Annotated in this window: 18 protein-coding genes; 9 read left to right on the forward strand and 9 right to left on the reverse strand. The window is 71.4% G+C overall.

Annotated elements, in window-relative coordinates:
- Positions 1 to 627: 627 nt before the first annotated feature.
- Positions 628 to 2,025: an MFS transporter gene (locus ACN20J_RS07030; protein WP_419665525.1), complete on the forward strand. Its 1,398-nt coding sequence runs from the start codon at positions 628 to 630 to the stop codon at positions 2,023 to 2,025.
- 64 nt (positions 2,026 to 2,089) lie between these two features.
- Here ACN20J_RS07030 and ACN20J_RS07035 read toward each other — a convergent pair whose 3' ends face one another.
- The 4 genes from ACN20J_RS07035 to lnt all read right to left on the reverse strand — a co-directional run bounded on the left by ACN20J_RS07035 (position 2,090) and on the right by lnt (position 7,099).
- The gene (locus ACN20J_RS07035; RefSeq protein ID WP_419665526.1) at positions 2,090 to 4,015 is read right to left on the reverse strand and encodes a helix-turn-helix domain-containing protein; all 1,926 of its coding nucleotides are present in this window, start codon (positions 4,013 to 4,015) and stop codon (positions 2,090 to 2,092) included.
- 58 nt (positions 4,016 to 4,073) lie between these two features.
- A complete protein-coding gene (locus tag ACN20J_RS07040) occupies positions 4,074 to 4,874 on the reverse strand; it encodes a 3-hydroxybutyrate dehydrogenase (RefSeq protein WP_419665527.1) in 801 nt (266 codons plus the stop codon).
- Between the two features lie 60 nt (positions 4,875 to 4,934).
- Positions 4,935 to 5,408 (reverse strand): NUDIX hydrolase, encoded by a 474-nt coding sequence (locus tag ACN20J_RS07045; protein ID WP_190228638.1) that lies wholly within the window; start codon positions 5,406 to 5,408, stop codon positions 4,935 to 4,937.
- A gap of 77 nt (positions 5,409 to 5,485) precedes the next feature.
- On the reverse strand, positions 5,486 to 7,099 hold the full coding sequence (lnt, locus tag ACN20J_RS07050; protein ID WP_190228639.1) for an apolipoprotein N-acyltransferase: 1,614 nt from the start codon (positions 7,097 to 7,099) through the stop codon (positions 5,486 to 5,488).
- A 224-nt stretch (positions 7,100 to 7,323) separates the two neighbouring features.
- Between lnt and ACN20J_RS07055 the strand changes: the two genes are divergently transcribed.
- The gene (locus ACN20J_RS07055; protein WP_419668846.1) at positions 7,324 to 8,397 is read left to right on the forward strand and encodes an O-antigen ligase family protein; all 1,074 of its coding nucleotides are present in this window, start codon (positions 7,324 to 7,326) and stop codon (positions 8,395 to 8,397) included.
- A 78-nt stretch (positions 8,398 to 8,475) separates the two neighbouring features.
- Here ACN20J_RS07055 and ACN20J_RS07060 read toward each other — a convergent pair whose 3' ends face one another.
- Together ACN20J_RS07060 and ACN20J_RS07065 are read right to left on the reverse strand one after the other, a co-directional pair.
- Positions 8,476 to 9,033, reverse strand: coding sequence for a hypothetical protein (locus tag ACN20J_RS07060; protein WP_055610377.1), 558 nt, complete (start codon positions 9,031 to 9,033; stop codon positions 8,476 to 8,478).
- Between the two features lie 96 nt (positions 9,034 to 9,129).
- Positions 9,130 to 9,915, reverse strand: coding sequence for a glutamate racemase (locus tag ACN20J_RS07065; RefSeq protein WP_361991511.1), 786 nt, complete (start codon positions 9,913 to 9,915; stop codon positions 9,130 to 9,132).
- A gap of 58 nt (positions 9,916 to 9,973) precedes the next feature.
- Here ACN20J_RS07065 and ACN20J_RS07070 point away from each other — a divergent pair, with 58 nt between their 5' ends.
- On the forward strand, positions 9,974 to 11,161 hold the full coding sequence (locus ACN20J_RS07070; RefSeq protein WP_419665528.1) for a glycosyltransferase: 1,188 nt from the start codon (positions 9,974 to 9,976) through the stop codon (positions 11,159 to 11,161).
- Positions 11,162 to 11,194: 33 nt separating this feature from the next.
- Here ACN20J_RS07070 and ACN20J_RS07075 read toward each other — a convergent pair whose 3' ends face one another.
- Positions 11,195 to 12,502 (reverse strand): TerD family protein, encoded by a 1,308-nt coding sequence (locus ACN20J_RS07075; RefSeq protein ID WP_419665529.1) that lies wholly within the window; start codon positions 12,500 to 12,502, stop codon positions 11,195 to 11,197.
- A gap of 294 nt (positions 12,503 to 12,796) precedes the next feature.
- Between ACN20J_RS07075 and ACN20J_RS07080 the strand changes: the two genes are divergently transcribed.
- The 4 genes from ACN20J_RS07080 to ACN20J_RS07095 all read left to right on the forward strand — a co-directional run bounded on the left by ACN20J_RS07080 (position 12,797) and on the right by ACN20J_RS07095 (position 17,481).
- Entirely contained in the window at positions 12,797 to 13,231 is a 435-nt protein-coding gene (locus tag ACN20J_RS07080; protein WP_189838684.1) for a DUF6643 family protein, read from the forward strand.
- A gap of 45 nt (positions 13,232 to 13,276) precedes the next feature.
- On the forward strand, positions 13,277 to 14,101 hold the full coding sequence (locus ACN20J_RS07085; RefSeq protein WP_189838683.1) for an MOSC domain-containing protein: 825 nt from the start codon (positions 13,277 to 13,279) through the stop codon (positions 14,099 to 14,101).
- A gap of 161 nt (positions 14,102 to 14,262) precedes the next feature.
- Positions 14,263 to 14,868, forward strand: a complete 606-nt coding sequence (locus tag ACN20J_RS07090) for a hypothetical protein (protein WP_189838682.1) — start codon at positions 14,263 to 14,265, stop codon at positions 14,866 to 14,868.
- A gap of 177 nt (positions 14,869 to 15,045) precedes the next feature.
- The gene (locus tag ACN20J_RS07095) at positions 15,046 to 17,481 is read left to right on the forward strand and encodes a right-handed parallel beta-helix repeat-containing protein (protein ID WP_189838681.1); all 2,436 of its coding nucleotides are present in this window, start codon (positions 15,046 to 15,048) and stop codon (positions 17,479 to 17,481) included.
- 57 nt (positions 17,482 to 17,538) lie between these two features.
- Here ACN20J_RS07095 and ACN20J_RS07100 read toward each other — a convergent pair whose 3' ends face one another.
- Positions 17,539 to 19,932: a hypothetical protein gene (locus ACN20J_RS07100; RefSeq protein WP_419665530.1), complete on the reverse strand. Its 2,394-nt coding sequence runs from the start codon at positions 19,930 to 19,932 to the stop codon at positions 17,539 to 17,541.
- 291 nt (positions 19,933 to 20,223) lie between these two features.
- Between ACN20J_RS07100 and ACN20J_RS07105 the strand changes: the two genes are divergently transcribed.
- A complete protein-coding gene (locus ACN20J_RS07105; RefSeq protein ID WP_189838679.1) occupies positions 20,224 to 21,060 on the forward strand; it encodes a DeoR/GlpR family DNA-binding transcription regulator in 837 nt (278 codons plus the stop codon).
- A gap of 181 nt (positions 21,061 to 21,241) precedes the next feature.
- The gene (locus tag ACN20J_RS07110) at positions 21,242 to 21,721 is read left to right on the forward strand and encodes an SRPBCC family protein (protein ID WP_419665531.1); all 480 of its coding nucleotides are present in this window, start codon (positions 21,242 to 21,244) and stop codon (positions 21,719 to 21,721) included.
- A gap of 103 nt (positions 21,722 to 21,824) precedes the next feature.
- Here ACN20J_RS07110 and ACN20J_RS07115 read toward each other — a convergent pair whose 3' ends face one another.
- A complete protein-coding gene (locus ACN20J_RS07115; RefSeq protein ID WP_189839185.1) occupies positions 21,825 to 22,922 on the reverse strand; it encodes a PLP-dependent cysteine synthase family protein in 1,098 nt (365 codons plus the stop codon).
- Positions 22,923 to 23,047: the final 125 nt, after the last annotated feature.

Here is a 23,047-nt window from a genome sequence, read left to right on the forward strand (position 1 = left end):
TCTTCCCAGCACTGCCGCCACCCTTGTCGCTTCACCTCAGCTCAAGCGGAGGCAACCTCAGTTGGGGCAGCGGGCCGTTTAGACGAAAGAGCACTTTCCGCGCCCTGGGGTGCAGGTACACGGCCACACTCCGGGCCATGTCCGGGCCAAGTCGCTGCCCGAAGGCACCAACAGGACCGTTTCCGCAGGTCAGACCAGATGCCTCGCGTGTACCACCAGCAGACGATGAACCTGCTGGTACCAGCTGACGCCACCGTCGACCCATGGCAGACCTGTTGCCAAGCCCAAATCCGGGGCAGCCGTCTACTTCGGAGAAGCGCTCTGCATACGGCGAGGTGACACCTGAGGTTGGTCATCAGGATGTCCCGATCGACAGCAAACGCCCAGAGCCCAGCGCAGCATGGTCAGCACGGGAGTCAGCACCGTGCCACAAAATGATGCCCGAAAAGTACAACTTGGACATCTCGCTTCGTGGCCCAGACGTAGCCCCTGGCAGAGTCCCCATGGTGGCCACGCTCATGCCCGCACCCAGAACTATGGTGTCCCACCACATGTGCCGCTGACCTGCGCCTTCCTACGGTGTGGCGACACGAAAACGTCCCCGCCGACCACTTGGAAGTGGTGCCGATGTCCTCCCCCGCAACCGCTCCCCCACCCCCCGCCAGCCTCAAGCGCATCGTCGCCGCGAGCCTCATCGGCACCACCATCGAGTGGTACGACTTCTTCCTGTACGGATCCGCCGCCGCGCTCGTCTTCAACAAGCTGTTCTTCCCGGACTCCGACCCGCTCGTCGGCACGCTGCTGTCGTTCCTGACGTACGCGGTGGGCTTCGCCGCACGGCCGCTCGGGGCGCTCGTGTTCGGGCACTACGGCGACCGGCTCGGGCGCAAGAAGCTACTGGTCCTGAGTCTGCTGCTGATGGGCGGGGCGACCTTCGCGATCGGGCTGCTGCCCACGCACGCGACCGTCGGTACGGCGGCGCCGGTGCTGCTGACCGTGCTGCGCCTGGTGCAGGGCTTCGCGCTGGGCGGGGAGTGGGGCGGCGCGGTGCTGCTCGTGTCGGAGCACGGGGACGCGCGGCGGCGTGGCTTCTGGGCCTCGTGGCCGCAGACCGGGGCGCCCGCCGGGCAGTTGCTGGCGACGGGCGTGCTGTCGCTGCTGACCGCTGTGCTGTCGGACGCCGCCTTCACCTCCTGGGGCTGGCGCATTCCGTTCCTGCTGTCGGGTGTGCTGGTGATCGTCGGTTTGTGGATTCGTCTGTCTGTCGATGAATCGCCCGTCTTCAAGGCGGCCCTCGCACAGGCCGAGGCCCGCAAGGCGACCCAGGACAGTGCCGCGGAGAAGCTGCCACTGGTGTCCGTGCTGCGCCATCACTGGCGGGACGTCCTGATCGCCATGGGCGCGCGCATGGCGGAGAACATCAGCTACTACGTGATCACCGCCTTCATCCTCGTGTACGCCACCACCTCGGCCGGTCTGTCCAAGCAGACCGCGCTGAACGCGGTGCTCATCGCCTCCGCCGTCCACTTCGCGGTCATCCCGCTGTGGGGCGCCCTGTCCGATCGCGTGGGCCGTCGGCCGGTGTATCTGCTGGGCGCGGCCGGTATCGGTCTGTGGATGTTCCCGTTCTTCTCACTCATCGACACCGGGACCTTCGGGAACCTGATCCTCGCCGTGACCGTGGGCCTGGTCCTGCACGGAGCCATGTACGCGCCGCAGGCCGCCTTCTTCTCGGAGATGTTCGCGACGCGCATGCGCTACTCCGGCGCTTCGATCGGCGCCCAGTTCGCCTCGGTCGCCGCGGGCGCGCCCGCACCGCTCATCGCGACCGCGCTCCTCGCGAACTACGACAGCTCCACGCCGATCTCCCTGTACGTGATCGGCGCGGTCGTGCTGACACTGATCGCGGTGGGCGTGGCGAAGGAGACCCGGCACCGCGACCTCGCGGACGTGGCGGGAGACGGCGGCGCCGGGCCGGACGACGCGAAGGGGTCCGCCCGCACCGCGGACGCCCATACCGTCTGAGCCGGCGGCCCAGGACCGACCCCCGTGCGCCCGCGCGTACGGGGGTCACCCGCTCGTACGGGAGTCAGTGCTGTCCGTTGGACGTCAACAGGTGCAGCCGGAGGGCGAGTTGGATCTCCAGCGTTCGGGCCGGACTCTGCCAGTCGGGGCCGAGCAGGCGGCCCACCCGCTCCAGGCGCTGCGCGACCGTGTTGACGTGGACGTGCAGTTCGTCCTTGGTGCGCGCGGGGCTCATGCCGCAGGCGAAGTACGCGTCGAGGGTGTGCAGGAGATCAGTTCCGCGCTTCTCGTCGTACGTGACGACCTGGCCGATGGTGCGCTCCACGAAGCCGGAGATGTCCCTGCTCCCGGCGAGCAGCAGCCCCAGGAACCCGAAGTCCTCCGCGGCGGCGCCGTCGCCAGTGCGGCCGAGCAGCCGCAGCGCTTCGAGGCATCGCTGCCCTTCGGAGTAGGCCTCGGCCACGGTGTCCGGGCGGGCGGCGAGGTCCTGGACCGGTGCCGAGGCTCCGACAGTGACTGCTTCGTGCACGGCGGTGCCCAGCTCCTTGGCAGTGCGCCGGGCGAGCTCCGTCGCGGTGTCACCGGGGCTCAGGGGCAGCAGCAGGACGGTGCCGCCGTCGCGTGCGGCGGCCAGTCCGTGCCGGGTGGCGGCGAGGTGGGAGGCGGCGGACCAGAGTCTGCGGCGGGCGGCGGCCTCGTGGTCGGCGTCGGCGGCCGTGGCGTCCAGGCGGGAGGCCAGGACCACGTGGGTGGCGTCGAGGTCGGCGTCCAGGCGGGCGGCGCGCTCGCGCAGCAGCCGGGGGTCGCGGTCCCGCGCGTCGAGCAGATCGTCCAGCAGCTCGCCGCGGACGCGCTGTTCGGCCTCGGCGGCCGAGCGCCGGGCGAGCAGCAGGAGCGAGGTGACCATGGCCGCCCGCTCCAGAGTGCGCTGGTCGACGGGGTCGAGTCCTGGATGGCCGCGCAGCACCAGCGCGCCGAGCAGTTCGCCGCCGGCGGTCACGGCCGCGACCCAGTCGTCCCCGTGCCGGACCGCGTGTCCCTCGGCCCGTGACACCTCCAGCGCGTCACCGGGTGCGGTGCCCGCGTCGGCGAACTGCACGCTGCCGTCGAGGATCTCGGAGACCGCGGCGGACACGTCGTGGACCCCACCGCCCCGCAGCACCAGCTCGGCCAGCCGGTCGTGGACGCCTGAGGCCCGCTCGATGACCCCGCTGCGGTCGCGGATGATCTCGTTGGCCCGCTCCAGGTCCGCCAGTGCCTCGCGGGTCTCGGTGAGCAGGTTCGCGGTGTCGATGGCGGCGGCGGCGAGAGCGGCGAACGAGCCGAGCAGCGCGATCTGTTCCCGCTCGAAGACCCGGGCCCGGCGGTCCGCGGCGAACAGGACGCCGATGACGTGCGGCCCCAGCATGAGCGGCACGCCGAGGATCGCCACCAGGCCCTCGTCCCGTACGCCCGCGTCGATGGTCGGGGTGTGCTGGAAACGGTCGTCCCGGAAGTAGTCGTCGGTGACATAGGGACGGGCCGTCTGGGCGACGAGTCCGCCGAGGCCCTCCCCCATGCCGAGCCGCAGCTGCTGGAAGCGCGCCGCGACCGAACCCTCGGTGACCCGCATGTACGTGTCGCCCTCGGCCGGGTCGTTCAGGCTCAGGTACGCGATGTCCGTGCCCAGCAGGGAGCGGGCGCGCTGCACGATCGCCTGGAGCACGGCGTCGAGGTCGCGCAGTCCCGCCAGGTCGTGGGCCGTCTCGAAGAGCGCGGACAACTCAGCCTCGCGTCTGCGGCGCCCCTCCATCTCCGAGCGCACGCGCAGCGCGAGGAGCTTGGCGCGCTCCAGAGCGGAGATCCGGTCGGGCGGCAGCCCGTCCGCGCGGGCGAGCAGCACCGGCTGCTCGTACGCGTCGGCGGACGCGCCGCGGGCCAGCAGCTCCAGGAACGGCGCCTCGGCGCTCGCCTCGGAGCGCTCGGCGGACTGCAATTGATCGCGAGACATGTCCACCAGGATTACCCGTAGCACCGACAGCCTGACCAGCCCTGTGGACAACTCACGCTCAGTGCGCGGTCCAGCCGCCGTCGAGGACCAGTGAGGTCCCGGTGACGAAGGACGCGGCCGGGCCGCAGAGGTACGCCACGGCCTCGGCGACCTCGTCCGGTTCGATGAGGCGCTTGACCGCGCTGTCCTGCAGCATGATCTCGCCGAGCACCCGCTCCTGGGGGATGCCGTGGGCGGCGGCCTGGTCGGCGAGCTGCTTCTCGACCAGTGGGGTGCGCACATAGGCGGGGTTGACACAGTTCGAGGTGACTCCGTGGGCGGCGCCCTCCAGAGCGGCGGTCTTGGAGAGGCCTTCCAAACCGTGTTTCGCCGCCACGTACGCCGACTTGAAGGCGGAGGCGCGCAGCCCGTGGACGGACGACACATTGACGATCCGGCCCCAGCCCTGCCCGTACATGTGCGGGAGCGCCCCGCGGATCAGCCGGAACGGGGCCTCAAGCATCACGGTCAGCACGGTGTGGAAGGTGTCGGGCGGGAACTCCTCGATGGGGCGCACGAGTTGGAGCCCGGCGTTGTTGACGAGGATGTCGGTGCCGGCCGCCGCGGACTCCGCTGCGTCCAGGTCGGTGAGGTCGAGGACGTGCGGTTCGACCGTGCCCGCGAGGCCGCGGGCCTGTTCGGTGAGGGTGTCCAGTCCTCCGGCGTCCCGGTCGACCGCCCGTACCTTGGCCCCGGCCGCGGCGAGCCGCAGTGCGCAGGCGCGGCCGATGCCACCCGCGGCGCCGGTGACGAGGGCGGTACGGCCGCCGAGGTCGAGGGACGGGGCGTGGGGGCCTGCGAAGGCGCTGGGCGCGGTCATGCCCCGACCCTAGGCAGCGGCCACGCCCCGACCGATGTGGCCGCAACCCACACTTCGTGCTCAGGGCATGGGTTCGAACCACGTGGGCTCGTCGGACAGCGCCTGCTTGATCCGGAACAGCCCGTGCTCGTTCAGCTCCGGCAGCGCGTCCACGTCGAACCAGCCGACCTCCAGCGACTCGTCGTCGTTGACTCGGGCCTCACCGCCGACGGCCCGGCACCGGATGGTGATGTCCATGAACTGGCAGATGTCGCCGTTCGGGTACGTGGTCGGCGTCAGGGCCTGTACGAGCACGACGCGCTCGGCGACGCACCGGACGCCCGTCTCCTCGTACACCTCCCGCACGGCACAGGCCGCGGGCTGCTCCCCCGGGTCCGACATTCCGGCGATGACGGCCCACTTGCCGGTGTCGGCCCGGCGCCCCAGCAGCACTCTGCCCGCGTCGTCGAAGACGACGGCGGTGACTCCGGGGAGCCAGAGCAGTTGTTGGCCGGCGGTGGCCCGGATCGTACGAATGAAGTCAGGAGTAGCCATGGGCCGACCCTAGCCGCCCGGATTCGCCGCCTCGGCGCGTTCCGGTCGCGTACTGGCAGCGCACTACGGGCGTACGGCTACGCGTCACCGGCGCGTCGTGCGCGTACCGCTGACGTCACGGCCCAGCCGAGGCCGCCCGCCGCGATCAGCACCAAGAGCATCTCCGGCGCGATTCCGACCCGCGTGGCAGGCGTCTCGGAGGAGCGCAGCGGCACCTTCTGGACGAGGGAGTCCGCCACGAACATGCCGGTCCGCTGGGTGATCTTCCCGTCCGGCATGATCACGGCGCTGACGCCGCTGGTCACCGGGACGGTGACGGTGCGGCTGTGCTCGACGGCGCGGATCCGGGACATCGCGAGCTGCTGGTAGGTCATCTCGCTGCGGTCGAACGTGGCGTTGTTGCTCGGCACGGAGATCATCTGTGCGCCATGGGTGACGGTGTCGCGCACGGCCCAGTCGAAGGCGGCCTCGTAGCAGGTCGCGAGGCCGACCTGGGTGCCCGCCATGGTGAACACACCCGGCTCGGTGCCGCGGCTGAAGTCCTGGCGGACCATGGAGGTCCAGTTGTCGTTGATGGCTCCGATGAGCGACCGCAGGGGGAGGTACTCGCCGAAGGGCTGGACCTGCCGCTTGTCGTAGGTGGCGCCGGGCCCCTTCTGCGGGTCCCAGAGGATCTGCTCGTTGTAGAGCTTGCCGTTCTTCTCGACGACGCCGCCGACCGAGATGGGCGCGCCGATCGCCTTGGCCGCCTTGTCGATCACGGCGTAGGCGTCGGGGTTGCGGAACGGGTCGATGTCGGAGGAGTTCTCCGGCCAGAGCACGAAGTCGGGCTGGGCGACCTTGCCCGCCTTGATCTGCGCGGCGAGGCGCTCGGTCTCCCTGGCGTGGTAGTCGAGGACCGCGCGCCGCTGCGAGTTGAAGTCGAGGCCCGCGCGCGGCACGTTGCCCTGGATGACGGCGACGGTCGCGGTGCCGTTCTCGGCCTTGTCGCTGACCAGGGGCCGCGCGGCGAAGGCACCGAGCACGGGGAGGAGGAAGCTGACCAGCGCCACCGCGGCGGCTCCGCGTCGTACGGCACCGGTGCGCCGCGTCTCGACGGCCAGGCGGACGATCTCGTACAGGCCGAAGCCGCACAGGACGACCGCGAAGCCGAGCACGGGGGTGCCGCCCAGCGCGGCGAGCGGCAGGAAGACGCCGTCCGCCTGGCCGAAGGCGATCTTTCCCCAGGGGAATCCGCCGAACGGGGCACGCGCGCGTGCCGCCTCGCCGGCGATCCACAGGGCGGCGGCCCACAGGGGCCAGCCCGGCAGCTTCGACACGGCCGCGATGCCGGCGCCGACGAGCGCCACGTACACCGCCTCGATGACGACCAGCGCGATCCACGGGCCGGGCCCGACCTCCACGCCGGTCCACACGAGCAGGGGCAGCAGGAAACCGAGGCCGAAGAGGTAGCCGAGACCGAGGCCGGCCTTCCAGGTGCGGCCACGCAGCAACCAGCCGAAGACCGCGAAGGCCGGCAGGGCCAGCCACCACAGCGTGCGCGGCGGGAAGCTGACGTAGAGCAGCACTCCGGAGAGTGCCGCGGTGGCGGCCGGAGCGAGCCGCCGCATCAGCCGGACCACGCGCGAAACGGGCCGGGCCTGCGGTTCGAGCTGTTCCGGCTCGTCTACGGAGGTTGCTGTGACGGTCACCCCCGGAGTGTACGGCGGGTGGTCACGGCGCCGACAGCGCGGCCCTGATCACCTGCCCGGGCGCTCCCCCTCCCACCTGCTGCATCGTTTCTGCGCAACTCGTCCACAAACCGGCGCATCACCCGTTACGGTGTGCCGGAGCCTCTGACGTACGGGCCGTGGCAGGCCGGCCGGGCGGTCGGGGCCCTTCACAGGCCGGGGGCGACGGGGTGGGGTCCACAGGAATGGCGTCGGCGGCCGGTCCGGCGTCGGAGCACGAGAGACGCAGCGCCTCGGACGCGACGGGCGTGGTCGTGCTGGGAGCCTGCGCGGCCTGGTCCCTGATCACGGCAGCGGCACATGGCGGGCGTCCCGAAGGCGTGCTTCTCGCGGTGCTCGCCGTCGCCGCCGGTTACGCCTCGGGGCGGATCTGCGGAGAGCTTCTGCCGGTCGCCGCGCCCTGTGCGGGCGCGCTCGCCGGACTCGGTCTGGCGGTGGCCTCCCCGCACACCACCCAGGGGCCCCAGGTGATCTCGCCGCTCGGCCAGACCGGCGCCACCGCCGCGCTGCTGGCCCTCTCCGCGGGGTCCGCGTGCTGCGCGGCCTGGGCGGCCCGTCCGCCGGGACTGCGGCTCGTGTTCCGTCTGCTGGCCGCCGGTATCGCCGCGACCGCGGCCGTCCTGGGGTCGACGTCGGGCTTCGCGGCCTGTCTGGCGGTACTGCTGTGCTCCCTGGCCGCCGACCGTATGCAACACCGTGGCCTGGGGCTCGGCGGTCTCGCCCTGACCGCGGTCCTGGTCACCGGGGGTACCTGGGCGGTGGCCGAGAACGTGCTTCCGGACGGACTCACCACATCACTGGAGGGGCAGCTCACCCAGCACCGCGTGCTGCTGTGGCAGGACGCGCTCGACATGGCCGGCCGGGAGCCGGGGCTGGGTGTGGGGCCCGGCCGGTTCTCCGAACTGAGCCCGACCGTCACACAGTCGCTGCTGCCCGACGGCAAACCCCACTCGGCACCTTTCCAGCAGGCAGCCGAACAGGGCGTGGTCGGCGTGGCCCTGCTGGCCGCGGTGTTCTGCTGGGTCCTGTACGCCCTGTGGCGGTCGCCGCGCCCGACACCGGTCGTACTCACGGCGGGTGCGGCCCTGACAGCTCTGGCCGCGATCGCCGCGGTCGGCAACGCGCTGAGCTTCACCTCGGTGACGGCGGGAGCCGGCCTGCTCGCGGGGCTCGCCACGGCACGTCCGATGCTCGAAGAGGCGCCGCGGAACGCGATGGAGCCCGGTGGACGTGCCCGAAAGGACCCGCTGTCCCCTTGAGAGCCGCGGGACGCCGAGCTGAGGGCGCGGGACGCCGAGCCCCTTTCCGCAGTCGGTGGGGCGGGATCTGTCCCTCGGTCAGCGGGTCGTGCCCGAGGCTGCCGCCTTCAACCGGCGACGGATGTCCCGTACGGCCGCTTCCGCGTTGTCCACCGTGATCGTGAACGTATGGCCGTCACCCAGCCGGAGCACCAGGCCCTCACCGCGCCGGACGACCACGGCGGTTCCCTGTTCGGGCCGCCAGCGGTAGCCCCAGCCGCCCCACTGCCGGGGCGTCACGCGGGGCGCGAAGTCGGCGCCGATGATGTGCGACAGCGGGATGCGGCGGCGCGGGAGGCCCATGTGGCCGCAGCGCACCTCCAGGCAGTCCTTGTCGACCTTCACGGCGACGTGCACGAACGCGAGGGTGCCGAAGAGCACCAGGAGTCCGGCGGCGATGCAGCCGACCACGGACATGACGAGGGGGGCGACGCCGGACGTCCAGGTCGAGTCGACAGCCAGCTCGATACCGAGCGCCAGACAGGCGGCGCCACCGCTCGCGAGCAGCCACTGCACACGATTGGAAGCGCGGCCGTGCCACACCTCGGGGTGCGGGGCGTCGGCAGCGCCCGGTTCGCCGTGGGGGTGGTCCCTCATGCCAGAGAGCGTACTCAGGTTCCGCGGTGCGGGCACCAGGTTGCGGGCCGTTACTGCTCCGGGTGGACGCCAAGTGTCCGCTTCGTGGCGGGAGGCTCAGCGGGCGGGGCTCATCGCCTGCAGCAGACGGCCCTCTTCGTACGTCAACGCGGTCTCGGGCAGCGTCCCCTCGCGTCCGCCGAGCAACACGGTGAGGCTGCCGTTCGCGGGCGCGTCCGGGGCCGGGTGCTCGCCGATCCGGCGCAGCGCCTGGGCGGCCACCGCGCCTGCGGAGCCGTGCAGGACGAGCGGTGCGACACCGGGCTGTTGCACCGCCGCGCGGATCCGCTCGGCGACCAGTTCGTAATGGGTGCAGCCCAGGACGACGGCCCTTACATCGTCGGGGGTACGTGCCGCGGCAGCGGCGATCGCGGCGTCGATGCCGGCCTGGTCCGCGTGCTCCACGGCGTCGGCAAGGCCGGGGCAGGGCACCTCGGTGACGGTCACCCCGTCGGCGAACTCCCGGATGAGGCCGCGCTGGTAGGGGCTGCCGGTGGTGGCGGGCGTCGCCCAGATCGCGACGGGTCCGCCGCCCGCGGCGGCCGGCTTGATCGCGGGGACCGTGCCGATGACGGGCACCCCCGGCTCAAGACGGGCGCGCAGCGCGGGCAGGGCGCGTACGGAGGCGGTGTTGCAGGCGACGATCAGGGCGTCGGGCCGGTGCGCGGCAGCCGCCTCGGCGACGGCGAGGGCGCGGGCGGTGACGTCCTCGGGTGTGCGGGGTCCCCACGGCATGCTGCCCGGGTCCGAGGAGAGAACGAGCTCCGCGTCGGGCCGCAGACGACGTACCGCGGTGGCCGCCGCGAGCAGTCCGATTCCGGAGTCCATGAGCGCGATCTTCACCCGGTCACCATAGACGATCCGCCTCGACGGGCCGCCGGGGTGGGGCAGACTGCGACGGGTGAGCGCCCTTGTGTGGACCGCCGTCGGATCACTCGCCGCCTGGCTGTGGCTGCTCCTGGGCCAGGGCTTCTTCTGGCGTACGGACATGCGGTTGCCACCGCGCCGGGAGCCGGAGGACTGGCCGTCCGTCTGTGTCGTCGTACCGGCGCGGGACGAGGCCGCCGTGCTGCCGGACAGCCTGCCCTCGCTCCTCGCGCAGGACTATCCGGGGCGGGCCGAGATCTTCCTCGTGGACGACGGCAGTTCGGACGGCACCGGGGAGCTGGCCCGTGAACTGGCACGGCGGCATGGCGGGCTGCCACTCACCGTCGACTCACCCGGGGAGCCGCCCGCGGGCTGGACCGGCAAGCTCTGGGCCGTACGCCACGGCATCGGTCTGGCACGCGCGCGTGCACCCGAATATCTGCTGCTGACGGACGCCGACATCGCGCACGCGCCGGACAGTCTGCGGGAGTTGGTGGCCGCGGCCCGTGCCGGGGGCTTCGATCTCGTGTCCCAGATGGCGCGGTTGCGGGTGGAGAGCGTCTGGGAGCGGTTCGTGGTGCCCGCGTTCGTGTACTTCTTCGCCCAGCTGTATCCGTTCCGGTGGATCGCCGTGAAGGGGTCGCGGACCGCGGCCGCGGCGGGCGGCTGCGTCCTGCTGCGTACTGACGCCGCAGAGCGGGCGCGGATCCCGGACGCCGTCCGGCACGCGGTGATCGACGACGTCGCGGTGGCGAGGGCGGTGAAGGGCTCCGGAGGGCATATCTGGCTTGGGCTCGCGGAACACGTCGACAGCGTGCGCCCCTATCCGCGGCTGCACGATCTGTGGCGGATGGTCTCGCGCAGCGCGTACGCCCAGCTGCGGCACAACCCACTGGTGCTGGCCGGGACGGTGGCCGGTCTCGCCGTCGTCTATCTGGTACCGCCCGTGGCGCTGTTCACGGGCCTCGCGGTCGGCAACGCCACTGCCGCGGTGGCGGGCGGGCTGGCGTGGCTGCTGATGACCGTGACGTATCTGCCGATGCTCCGGTACTACCGCCAGCCGCTCTGGATCGCCCCGTCGCTCCCCGTCACCGCGTTCCTCTACCTCCTCATGACGGTGGATTCCGCGGTGCAGCACTACAGGGGGCGAGGTGCGGCCTGGAAGGGCCGCACCTATACCCGCCCCGATACCCACCCCGACGCGGCGCCCGAGCAGCCCTGAGCGATCACGCCCGGCCCGGACGGCTCCTGCCGGTCACTTCCTGCCGGGCGTCCAGTTCATGCCCCACCCGTACGCGTAGTCGACGGTGCGCTGCGGGCTCACTCCGCGATCGGGGACGAGGAAGCGGGCCTCGCGCTGGACGACGAGGTCGCTGCCGGTGTTGGTGATGAGGGCGAGCGCGCACACCGTCGAGGGGACCGTGCACTCGCCTAGCGAGAAGTCGACGGGCGCCCCGTGCAGCGGCTGGAGGGTCACCGTCGCGTCCAGGTCCGCGAAGGAACGCGCCCCTTCGTAGATGGTCACGAAGATGAGGAGGCGGCGGAAGTTCCGTGTGTGGTCGAGGTTGATGCTGAGGTTCTCGCCGCTCGTCGAGGCCCCGGTACGGTCGTCGCCGTCGAGATGGATGAACGGCGGCTGATGCAGTGCTCCGAAGGCGTTGCCCAGGGCCTGGACGACACCCTTGCTTCCGTCGGAGAGCTCGTACAGGGCGCACAGGTCGAGGTCCAGGTCCGCGTGCATGGCGACGGCCCGGCCCAGCTTGGCCTGCCACCCCGAGAACTGCTTGCGCACCTGCCAGTTGAGGTTCACGCGCATCACACCGGAGGTGCCGCCCTGCTTGGTCAGCGAGACGGACGGGGCCTCCTTGGTGAGCGTGACCTTGGTCAGGCGCACCGGGGCCGTCGGAGGGGCGGGCGGTGCGGGTGGGGCCGGGGGCGGTGTCACCGGCGCGGCCGTGACCGGCGGGACGGTGACCGGTGGGGCCACGGGGGCGGGTGGGGCCACGGGGGCCGGTGCCGCCTGCTGCGGTTCGTCCACCGAGATCCCGAAGTCGGTGGCCAGTCCCGCGAGACCACTGCTGTAGCCCTGTCCCACCGCGCGGAACTTCCAGGCGCCCTGACGGCGGTAGAACTCCCCGAGCACGAAGGCCGTCTCGACACTCGCGCCCTCGCTGTCGAAGCGCACGATCTCCGTCCCCTGCTGTGCGTCGACGACCCGGATGTAGAGCCCGGGCACCTGCCCGAACGTGCCACCGTCCGAGGACGCGGCGAGCACAACCGTCTCGATCGCGGGCTCCACGCGCGCGAGGTCGACGAACAGCGTGTCGTTCACCTGGCCGCCGGCATTCCGCTTGCCCTCGTGCCGCACCGCGCCGGAGGAGTGGTTCGCCTGGTTGTAGAAGACGAAGTCCGCGTCGGAGCGGACCTTCCCGGATGCCAGGAGGAGAGCGGAGGCATCGGCGTCGGGTACGCCCGGGCCCGCCTGCCATCCCAGCTCGACTCGCAGTCCGGTCGTCGGCACCGGAACGTTCGATCCCTTAGGCATTGACATGTCCGCCCCCATCGGGTGTCTCCGCGCACGACCGCGCCTGGTCACGTTCAGTTCATCCGGCTCGTTCAGCCGTTCTGCGCCAACCTAATCCCCCGAGCGGCGAACGCCCATCACCCGGTGCGGGAGATCAACGACCAACCCACGAGTAACCGGCCTGGAACTCGGCTTTTACATGAACTGAGCACCGGCCGCCGCCCCTTTTCGCCAAGTTCGCTCGCATTGACGATCCCACGTCACCGCCGACACGGAAAACAACCCTCTTATCGGTCTCCCCAACCAGCACATCGTGGGCTTAACTTATGTGCCATGACCTCCCCCCGCTCCACCTATGGCGGCGGTTACTACTCCGCCTCCTTCCCGGACACTCCGATCTACGACTCCCTCGTGGCCGAGCGGGGAACCCCGCAGATCGCCCCGATCCGGGTCCCCGCGGCCTATGACACGGGCAGTCACCTGCCCGCGCTGCCGTCAGCACTGCCCGCACTGCCTGCCGGACCCTCCCAGCAAGCTCCTTCGTACGCCTACCCGCAGGCTCAACAGCCCGCTCCGCTGCAGCAGGCCGCGCCGTACATCCCTCAGCAGGCCGGTGCGCCGCGCGGCTACCCGGGCCAGCAGGCTCCCCAGCCGCAGCGTCCGATGGCGGGCGGTACGGGTTACGAGGCGATGCGTCCCGCCGCCCCGCGTCCCGCCCCGGCCCCGTACCAGGAGCCCTACAACAACCAGCAGTACCGCGGTTACTGAGGAAAATCGGCCGAGGTCGTCCGTGTCCGCTGGCACGATGACCTCATGTCGAAGCCGGTGCTGCACTCGATCCACGTTTATCCGCTGAAGGCGGCCGGGGGTCACGCCCTGGGCGAGGCCGTCGTGGAGCCGTGGGGTCTGGCGGGTGACCGGCGCTGGGTGCTGATCGACAAGAACGACAAGGTCGTCACCCAACGTCCACAGCCGCGCATGGCGTTGTCCGCCGTCGAGCAAGGGCCCGACGGCGGCATTTTGCTGTCCGCGCCCGGCCGTGAGCCGCTCGCCGTCCGTGTGCCCGAGCCGACCGGGACGACGACGGTGGAGATCTGGAACGACAAGGTGGAGGGGGTCGCCGCCGACGCCTCGGCGCACTCCTGGTTCAGCGACTATCTCGGCATCGGCGTGCGTCTCGTGCACCTCGACGACCCCGCCGTGCGCAGGCCCATCGATCCGGAGTTCGCCCGGCCCGGCGAGACGGTCAGCTTCGCCGACGGCTATCCCCTGCTGCTCACCACGCTCGGTTCGCTCGACGCCCTCAACGCGCTGATCGCGCGGGGCGACCGGCCCGGCGAGGGCCCGCTGCCCATGAACCGCTTCCGGCCGAACGTGGTGATCGAGGGCACCGCGGCCTGGGCCGAGGACGACTGGTCCCGGATCGCCATCGGCGAGGTCACCTTCCGGGTCGCGAAGATGTGCGGCCGCTGCGTCGTGACCACCACCGACCAGAGCACCGCCGAGCGCGGCAGGGAGCCGCTGCGCACCCTCGCCCGCCACCGCCGATTCGGCGACAAGCTCGTCTTCGGGCAGAATCTCGTGCCGGAGTCCCCCGGCTCGGTCCGCGTGGGCGATCCGGTCAGGCTCCTCGAATAGGCCCTCGCCGTGGGAACACCGACGCCCGGCATGCCCGTTGAGCCTGTGTGAGAAGTTCATGAGAGGCCGGGCGCGAGGGGTGACTTCGCTCTCTCTTCGCCGGCACCGCGCGTGAACGACTCCGGTGGGGGTTATCACCGACGCGGAAGGGGGTCGGAACGTTGCGGGCCATCAGGGGACTCTGGCGCTGGCGGCACAACCCGCTGCGGCGTACGACGGATCTCGCCGAGGCGTGGCTTGCGCTGGGGGCGCTGCTGCTGATCCTCGTCGCGGCACCCCTGGCCGGTGTCCTGATCGGCGGGCTCGCCCAGGACGCCCTGCAGCAGTCCGTGCGCGAGCAGCGGCTGGACCGCCATCCGGTGGTGGCGACCGTCGTCAAGAAGGCGGACCGCACTCCACTCGACCCCGATCCCGAGACGTCCTCGGGGCGTGACTCGCACACCCGTGTCATCGCCGACTGGAAGGCCCCCGACGGCACCACGCAGCGCGACACGGTCATGGCGGCTCTGAACTCCCCGCAGCGCGGCGACCACTTCACGGTCTGGACCGACCTGCACGGCCGAGTTGTCGGCCGGCCGCTCGACACCGCGACGGCGGCGACGCATGCGGTCCTGGCCGGGTTCGGCACGGCCGTCGCCTGCGCGGGGCTCGTCGAGGGTTCCCGGCGGCTGGTGGTGTGGCGCATGGTGCGGCGCAGGTACGACCGACTCGACCAGGCATGGTCGCAGGCAGGCCCGGACTGGGGCAGGACGGGCACGGGCAGCTGACGGCCTCACCGCTCCGGTCAACCGGCCGGCTCCGCGCACGCTACGGTGGACCGGCCGAGATGTTCGGCACCGTCGTGAGAGGCTGTTCTCGTTCCCCGTGCGCGGAGTTGACGCGGCCGGGTGTCGGGAAGAGCCTCTCAGGACCCGCGTACGACGAGGTGGGGGCACAGCAGCGCCATGGCACAGGGCACGGTCCAGGTGACGCACACCGGTACGTCGAGGTGGCGGCGCCGCACGGGTGAGTACGCATCGCTCGCCGCCGCCCTGGAGGCCGCGGCCGACGGTGACGTCCTCACCGTCGCCGCCGGAACCTACCGGGAGAACCTTGTTGTCCAGCGGGCGGTGACGCTGCGCGGCCCCGAGGGCTCCTCCGGTTCCGTGCGCATCGCTCCCGTCGACGGGGTACCGCTCACCGTGCGCGCCTCCGCCGTGGTCCAGGACCTGCTCGTCGAGGGACAGGACTCGGCCGCGCCCGCCCTGCTCGTCGAGGAGGGCACACCGGAGCTGATGGACATCCGGATCGTCACCCGTTCCGCGGCCGGTATCGAGGTGCGCGGCGGCGCGCGTCCGACGGTGCGGCGCTGCACCGTCGACAACCCCGCGGGTGTCGGTATCGCCGTACTGGACGGCGGGGGCGGGGTGTTCGAGGAGTGCGAGGTCGTGGCGGCCGGCCAGTCGGGCGTCTCCGTGCGCGGCGGCGCGCATCCGCGTCTGGAGCGCTGCCGGATCCACCACACCTCGGGCGCGGGCCTGTCGGCGACCGGCGAGCAGTCCGCACTCGAAGCCATCGGCTGCGAGGTGTACGAGGTCAGGGGCAGCGGAGTACAGGTCACCGCGCGGGCCACGGCGCACCTCACCGACTGCGATGTGCACCGTACGACCGCGGACGGCATCACGCTCGACACGGACGCCGTCCTGACGCTCGCCGACTGCCGCATCCACGACATCCCGGAGAACGCGGTCGACCTGCGGTCCCGCTCGGTCCTCACCATGACCCGTTCCACCGTGCGGCAGTTCGGCCGCAACGGCCTGTCGGTCTGGGACCCGGGCACGCGCGTGGACGCCAACCAGTGCGAGATCCACGACAGTACGGGCGACTACCCCGCGGTGTGGGTCAGCGACGGCGCGACGGTCGTACTCGACTCGTGCCGGGTGCACGACGTGCCGGACGCCCTGTTCGTGCTGGACCGCGGCTCGCGCGCGGACGTCGTCGACAGCGACATCTCTCAAGTCCGCAACACGGCCGTGTCGGTGAGCGACGGCGCGACCGCGCAGCTCGACGACTGCCGGATCCGGGACGCGGCGACGGGCGCCTGGTTCCGCGACCACGGCAGCGGCGGAACGCTGAACGGCTGCACCGTGGACGGCACTCAGACGGGCGTGATCGTCACCAAGGGCGCCGACCCCACCATCGAACGGTGCACGGTCACCTCGCCCGCGGAGGCCGGTTTCTATGTCTCGGCAGGCGGCCGAGGCAGCTTCCAAGGCTGCCGCGTCACGGACAGCGGCGGCTACGGCTTCCATGTGCTCGACGGCTGCCGTACGACACTGAAGAAGTGCCGTACGGAGCGGTGTGCGCGCGGTGGTTACGAGTTCGCGGACGCCGGCGGCGACCAGGCGTCCGGCACGGGCCCCGTGGTCGAGGACTGCACGAGCGACGAGAGCGCGAGTGTGCGGCCTCCGGCACAGGAGACCGCCGTACAGACCACGAGCCAGTCACCCGGTCTGCTGGGGGCGATCCCCGGGCAGCGCATCACCGAGCAGGAGCCGCTCGCCGCTCCCCAGGAACCCGAGCAGCCCACGCGCTCGTCGACGGCCGTCCTCGGTGAACTGGACGCGCTGGTGGGCCTGGAGAGCGTCAAGCGCGAGGTGCGGGCCCTCACCGACATGATCGAGGTGGGCCGCCGCCGCCAGCAGGCGGGCCTGAAGGCGGCCTCGGCACGACGCCACCTGGTCTTCACGGGCTCCCCGGGCACCGGCAAGACGACGGTCGGCCGGCTGTACGGCGAGATCCTCGCCTCGCTCGGAGTCCTGGAGAAGGGTCATCTCGTCGAGGTGTCCCGCGTGGACCTGGTCGGCGAGCACATCGGCTCCACGGCCATCCGTACGCAGGAGGCCTTCGACCGGGCCCGCGGCGGAGTGCTGTTCATCGACGAGGCGTACGCGCTCTCGCCGGAGGACTCGGGGCGCGACTTCGGCCGCGAGGCCATCGACACGCTCGTGAAGCTGATGGAGGACCACCGGGAGGCGGTGGTGGTGATCGTCGCGGGCTACACGGCCGAGATGGAGCGCTTCCTGACCGTCAACCCCGGTGTGGCGTCCCGCTTCTCACGGACCATCACCTTCGGCGACTACGACTCCGAGGAACTGCTGCGGATCGTGGAGCAGCAGGCCGAGGAGCACGAGTACCGGATCGCGCCGGGTGCGGGCGAGGCGCTGATCAAGTACTTCACGGCGATCCCGAAGGGCCCCGCGTTCGGAAACGGCCGCACGGCGCGGCAGACCTTCGAGGCGATGGTGGAGCGGCACGCGGGGCGGGTCGCCCAGCTCCCCGAGCCGAGCAAGGACGACCTCACCCTCCTGTACGCGGAGGACCTGCCGGAGCTGCCCTGAGGCCCTGCCGCATCGCCCGGCTCACATGGACGGGCGATGCGTGCCTCGCCGTCGACCTCACATGGACGTCGGCTCCAGCCGGGACTCCTGGGACTCCTCGGGTCCGCTGTCCTCCCGTGGCCCCGGCACCTCCGGCCTGAGCCGGGCCAGCAGCTTCCTCCGCTCCTCGGCGAAGGCGGGGTCCGCCTGGTAGTCGGAGTGGCCGAGGATCGGCGCGGGGAGCGGGTGGTCCTCGGTGCGGCCGTACGCGAGAGGGTCCTTCAGGGCCTCCCGGTCGACCTGGGGTCCGCAGTCGCCGGGCAGCCGCATAGGGCCGCCTATGGGGTCGGTAGCCCGGTACAGGTTGCGCCAGCAGTCGACCTCGCGGTGCAGGCCGCTGAGCGCGTCGGGCCCGAAGTGGGCCGGGAACCAGCGCCCGTAGAGCCGCTCCAGCGGCGAGCCGTAGGTCAGCAGCGCGACCCGCTTGCGCACCGACGGCTTGAGCTGCCAGGCCGCGGCAGCCGCGAGGACGCTGCCCTGGGAGTGACCGGAGAGCACGAGCCGCCGGCCCTCGGCGGCACTGGTCCAGGTCGCCATGCGCCAGGTCAGGTCCGGCACGGCGCGCTCGGCGTAACAAGGGGGCGCGAAGGGATGCGCCGCGCGCGGCCAGAACGTACCGACGTCCCACAGGATGCCGATCGTGCGCCGGGCCGAGGGGTCCTTGTAGGCGCGCCGGCCCCAGGTGACGAACAGTATGAAGCCGACACCGATCAGCCAGGAACCGAGCGCCTGCGCGGCCTCCGCCGCCCCCTCCACGACGGCGTACGTACCGTGCGCGGCCTCGCCGGGCGTCTCGTCGGTGGTCATCGCGCCCACCAGGGCCAGGGCACCCAGAAGGAGCGTCACTATGGAGGTGATGCCGATGATCCGGGGCGCCCGGTCCGTGAGAGCGGCCATGGCGCGCATGCGGGCGATGCGGTGGGTGCGCCCGGTGTCGGCGGGCTCGTCCTCGTAGTCGAGTTCCACCGCGGCCGTCTCGATGCGGCGCAGCTGTACGGTGCGCCTGGCCAGCCAGCCGACGAGGGCGAGCAGGACGATCAGCAGCGGCGGGATGACGGAGGCCTGCCAGGTCAGCAGGACGGGCGGGCCCTCGATCGTTCCTCCGGTGCCGTCCAGCCAGTCGGCGACTCGCTGGGCCACCCCGCCGGACATGACCCCACCCAGGGCGCAGGCCAGCATCGCGACGGCGGGCCCGGCCAGACCCCGCATCGCGGTACGGGGGTCCGGGTGGGCGCGGTACAGGAGGTGGGCCACCACGCCGAGCACGATCACGAGCAGGCACTGGACGAGTGCGATGCCACCGAAGATCGCGGCGCCACCGGGCAGTTGACCGGCCGACACCCACTCCGGGCGCGACCAGCCGGCGTACAGGAGGGTGAGGGCGAGCAGGACGAGCGAGCCGATGGGCAGCCAGCGCACCAGGGCGGCGTCGAGGTGCCGGTCGAGCCGGTGCTCGCTGCGGCCACGGCGACAGACCACCCACACGACGACGACCCCGCCCACCACTAGCGACGCCTCCACGATCCGGCCGAGTGCCTCCAGGACGGGCGGCCCGCCGGGCTCGCGGTCGTAGCGTGCGGCGGAGGTGCCGACCGCCGCGACGATCGTCAGCAGGCCCGCGGCGGTGTGCGCCGCGCGGAGCCGGGCGACCAGCCGGCGCCCGTACCAGAAGCCCGGGCGCCCGAGTCCGGCTCGACCGGTCTCGTCGTCGGACTCGGACCCGTACTCGATCGGCGGCTGGGACTCGTACGCGCTCCAGGTGCGGTGCGAGAGATACCAGAGGAGGACGGTGAGCGCGGCGGGCACCAGGGCGGCGAGGGCGAGCCGGCGGCCCGGCAGGCTCCACCAGCCGGCGTCGGGGCCGGCCGGGGAGAGGAAGCCCAGCCAGGAGTGCTCCTGGGCGCACCCGCCGGTGCCCGCGCACTGCCAGGCGGCCAGGTCGAGGGCGACCTCGCAGGCGGCGGCGACCAGCAGCACCGTGAGGGTCAGGCCGGCCAGGCGGACGAGTAATCCGTAGAGCCGTACCGTGCGCTTCCGGTTGTCCCTGACCGTGGGGCGCATCCAGTGGGCGAGGTTGACCACCATGAACGGCAGGAGCAGCAGCCACAGGGCGCGGGAGCCGTTGCCGGAGGTGAGATTGCACCAGACGTACGCCTCGGGGACCGGTTTGCCCGGGTCCTCGTCGAGCCGCTTCGCCGCCTGCTTCTCCGCTTCGACGTCGTCGGCGCGACGGAAGACCGCGGCCGTGTCGTCGCCGGTGATCCGGACGGTGCGCGGATCGTTGAGCATCTCCTGGGGCGTCGTACCGCCGACGCCGTGGACCAGGAGTTCGAGTGCGGTGTCGGCCGTCGCGGGCCGCTGTTCGGATTCGTGCGCCTCTTGCGGCGAGGCATGCCTCTGTGGACGCTCCACTGCTCTGCTTCCCCCGTGATGCCCGTACGGCACATGTCATGTTCAGGTACAAGGATCCCGCCTCCGGGACCGTTGCGCACCACTCGTCACGGAATCTCCCCGATCCGTGTGACAGTGACGCACGGAAGATGGCAGCGTGACGTGTGCGCGTCGCCACAGGCAGTGGCGCGACCTGCGGTGACCCGTGCGAGGATGGGGCATCCCATGGACCGGAGGTGAGGGTGAATGTCCTTGTCGGAGGGGGTTCGGGGACTTGCCGGACGTGTCGAGGCGAAGGGAACCGGAGCGGACGTGAGTGAGAATCAGAACCTCCTCGCGGAGCAGCGGCGCGCTCTGATCCTCGACGAGGTCCGGCGGCGCGGCGGTGTCCGCGTCAACGAACTCACCAGGAAACTCGGCGTGTCGGACATGACGGTCCGCCGCGATCTCGACGCGCTCGCCCGCCAGGGCGTGGTGGAGAAGGTGCACGGCGGAGCGGTCCCGGTGGTCGAGGCGAGCACGCACGAGCCGGGCTTCGAGGCCAAGTCGGGTCTGGAGCTGTCCGCCAAGGAGGACATCGCGCGGGCCGCCGCGGCGATGGTCGCACCGGGCACGGCGATCGCCCTGTCGGGCGGCACGACGACGTACGCGCTCGCCCATCAGCTGCTCGACGTGCCGGATCTGACGGTCGTGACCAACTCGGTGCGGGTCGCCGATGTCTTCCACGCGGCGCAGCGCACCTCGGGACAGCGCCAGGGAGCGGCGACGGTCGTACTGACCGGTGGTGTGCGCACGCCGTCGGACTCACTGGTGGGACCCGTCGCGGACCAGGCGATCGCGGCACTCCACTTCGACGTGCTGTTCCTGGGTGTGCACGGCATATCGGTGGAGGCCGGTCTGTCGACGCCGAACCTGGCGGAGGCCGAGACCAACCGGCGGCTCGTCCAGTCGGCACGGCGTGTCGTCGTGGTCGCGGACCACACCAAGTGGGGCACGGTGGGCCTGAGTTCGTTCGCCGCGCTGGAACAGATCGACACGCTGGTCACGGACGACGGGCTGCCCGCCGGGGCGCGTGCCGAGATCTCCGAGCATCTGCGGCGGCTGGTGGTCGCGGGCGAGCCCGAGGACGAGAGCGAGACGGACGACTGAGGGAGACCGACGCCTGAGGGAGGCGAACGCCTGACGGCGGCGGGGCATCGGTGGGCGCTACAGACAGCTCACAGGCCGCCAGCTATGGTGACGATGCCTCGTCAACCACCGCGTTGTGGGGCTGCGTTCGGTTTCGTTCCCCGTTTGTTCCCGCGAGTTGTTCCCGCGAGGGGGTCCGTACATGGCACACCGACTGCGTCCGGTGGGAGTCGACTTCGTCGAGACCGCTCCCCTGCGCCTCGTGTTCGCGAGAAGGATCGCCTCGTCCCCCGAGACCGTCTATCGCGCACTGGCCGAGGACGTGGCCGGCTGGTCCGAGTGGTTCTCGGCGGTGAGAGCGGCCCGCCCCACCGAGGACGGGGCCGGGCGGCAGGTCCGGCTGAAGGGCGGGACACGCTTCGAGGAGACGATCCTCGCGGCCGAGCCCTCCGCGGTCTACACGTACCGCGTCGACGTGACGAACGCTCCCGGCACCCGCGCCCTCGTCGAGGAGTGGCGCCTCACCCCGGACGGCACGGGCACAAGAGTCCAGTGGACCTGGGCAGCCGACGGAACAGCACCGTTCCGCTTCGCGATAAAGCTGGGCCGCGCGGGCCTGGGCCGGGCATTCCGGGACGCGGTGACGAAGCTGGATCGACGGCTCGCTTCCATGCCGGCGTGATCCATGTCCGCGTCACGCTCAGGGGCGCCCCATCAGGGGCGCGGAGAACTGCGCGACCAGCCACAGACGGCCCGCGGACGAGGTCGCACACCCGGCGAACTCCTCAGTCCGGCCAGACCCCCGTCGCCAGCAGCGACTCGATCGCGGCAGCGTACGGCTCGATGTCCAGCCCCTGACCGGCCACCCACTCGTCCGAGTAGTACTTGTCCAGATACCGATCCCCCGGGTCGCACAACAGCGTGACCACGCTTCCGGTCCGCCCCGCGGCCACCATCTCCGCCACGATCTTCAGCGAACTCCACAACCCCGTACCGGTCGAGCCGCCCGCCTTGCGCCCGATGGCCGCTTCCAGCGCCCGCACGGCGGCCACGCTCGCCGCGTCCGGCACCTTCATCATGCGGTCGATGGCTCCCGGCACGAAGCTCGGTTCCATACGTGGCCGGCCGATGCCCTCGATGCGTGACCCGCAGTCGGTGGTGACGTCCGGGTCGCCCGTGGTCCAGCCCTCGAAGAAACAGGAGTTCTCCGGATCGGCCACACAGATACGGGTGTTGTGCTGCATGTAGTGCACGTACCGGGCGATGGTCGCCGACGTGCCGCCCGTGCCGGCCGTGGCGACGATCCAGGCCGGTTCGGGGTAGCGCTCCAACTCCAGCTGGCGGTAGATCGATTCGGCGATGTTGTTGTTGCCGCGCCAGTCCGTTGCCCGCTCGGCGTAGGTGAACTGGTCCATGAAGTGCCCGCCGGTCTCGGCCGCGAGGGCCGCCGACTCCGCGTACATCGTCCGCGGATCGTCCACGAAGTGGCACTGTCCGCCGTGGAATTCGATCAGGCGGCATTTCTCGGGGCTGGTCGTGCGGGGCATGACGGCGATGAAGGGCACCCCGATCAGCTTCGCGAAGTACGCCTCGGAGACGGCGGTGGAGCCGCTGGACGCCTCGATGACGGGGCGGTCGCGGCGGATCCAGCCGTTGCACAGGCCGTACAGGAACAGCGAGCGGGCCAGGCGGTGCTTGAGGCTGCCGGTGGGGTGGGTGGACTCGTCCTTGAGGTAGAGGTCGATGCCCCATCCCTCGGGCAGCGGGAAGCGCAGGAGGTGGGTGTCGGCCGATCTGTTCGAGTCGGCCTGGACCTTCCGTACGGCTTCTTTGAGCCAGTGCCGGTACTCCGCGTCGCTGTGATCGACATCGAGCGTGGCCATCGGCTCATGGGTGCGGGCCTGCTGCGGGGTGGTCACGGCGGGGCTCCTTCGGTTGTGCCGACGCCGGTTCACGCGGCCTGACACCTCGATCATATGCACCTTCCGCACGCTTCTCACCTGCATAA

The organism is Streptomyces sp. 2-1 (assembly GCF_048564895.1).
GTDB lineage: Bacteria > Actinomycetota > Actinomycetes > Streptomycetales > Streptomycetaceae > Streptomyces > Streptomyces phaeochromogenes.

What these genes read in the sequence shown, in the direction of transcription:
- ACN20J_RS07115 (WP_189839185.1), bottom strand. Translation starts at nt 22,922, where the DNA reads ATGGCCACGCTCGATGTCGATCACAGCGACGCGGAGTACCGGCACTGG.
- ACN20J_RS07040 (WP_419665527.1), bottom strand. Translation starts at nt 4,874, where the DNA reads ATGACCGCGCCCAGCGCCTTCGCAGGCCCCCACGCCCCGTCCCTCGAC.
- ACN20J_RS07085 (WP_189838683.1), top strand. Translation starts at nt 13,277, where the DNA reads ATGTCGAAGCCGGTGCTGCACTCGATCCACGTTTATCCGCTGAAGGCG.
- ACN20J_RS07110 (WP_419665531.1), top strand. Translation starts at nt 21,242, where the DNA reads ATGGCACACCGACTGCGTCCGGTGGGAGTCGACTTCGTCGAGACCGCT.
- ACN20J_RS07080 (WP_189838684.1), top strand. Translation starts at nt 12,797, where the DNA reads ATGACCTCCCCCCGCTCCACCTATGGCGGCGGTTACTACTCCGCCTCC.
- ACN20J_RS07060 (WP_055610377.1), bottom strand. Translation starts at nt 9,033, where the DNA reads ATGAGGGACCACCCCCACGGCGAACCGGGCGCTGCCGACGCCCCGCAC.
- ACN20J_RS07030 (WP_419665525.1), top strand. Translation starts at nt 628, where the DNA reads ATGTCCTCCCCCGCAACCGCTCCCCCACCCCCCGCCAGCCTCAAGCGC.
- ACN20J_RS07075 (WP_419665529.1), bottom strand. Translation starts at nt 12,502, where the DNA reads ATGGGGGCGGACATGTCAATGCCTAAGGGATCGAACGTTCCGGTGCCG.
- ACN20J_RS07055 (WP_419668846.1), top strand. Translation starts at nt 7,324, where the DNA reads ATGGCGTCGGCGGCCGGTCCGGCGTCGGAGCACGAGAGACGCAGCGCC.
- ACN20J_RS07045 (WP_190228638.1), bottom strand. Translation starts at nt 5,408, where the DNA reads ATGGCTACTCCTGACTTCATTCGTACGATCCGGGCCACCGCCGGCCAA.
- ACN20J_RS07095 (WP_189838681.1), top strand. Translation starts at nt 15,046, where the DNA reads ATGGCACAGGGCACGGTCCAGGTGACGCACACCGGTACGTCGAGGTGG.
- ACN20J_RS07035 (WP_419665526.1), bottom strand. Translation starts at nt 4,015, where the DNA reads ATGTCTCGCGATCAATTGCAGTCCGCCGAGCGCTCCGAGGCGAGCGCC.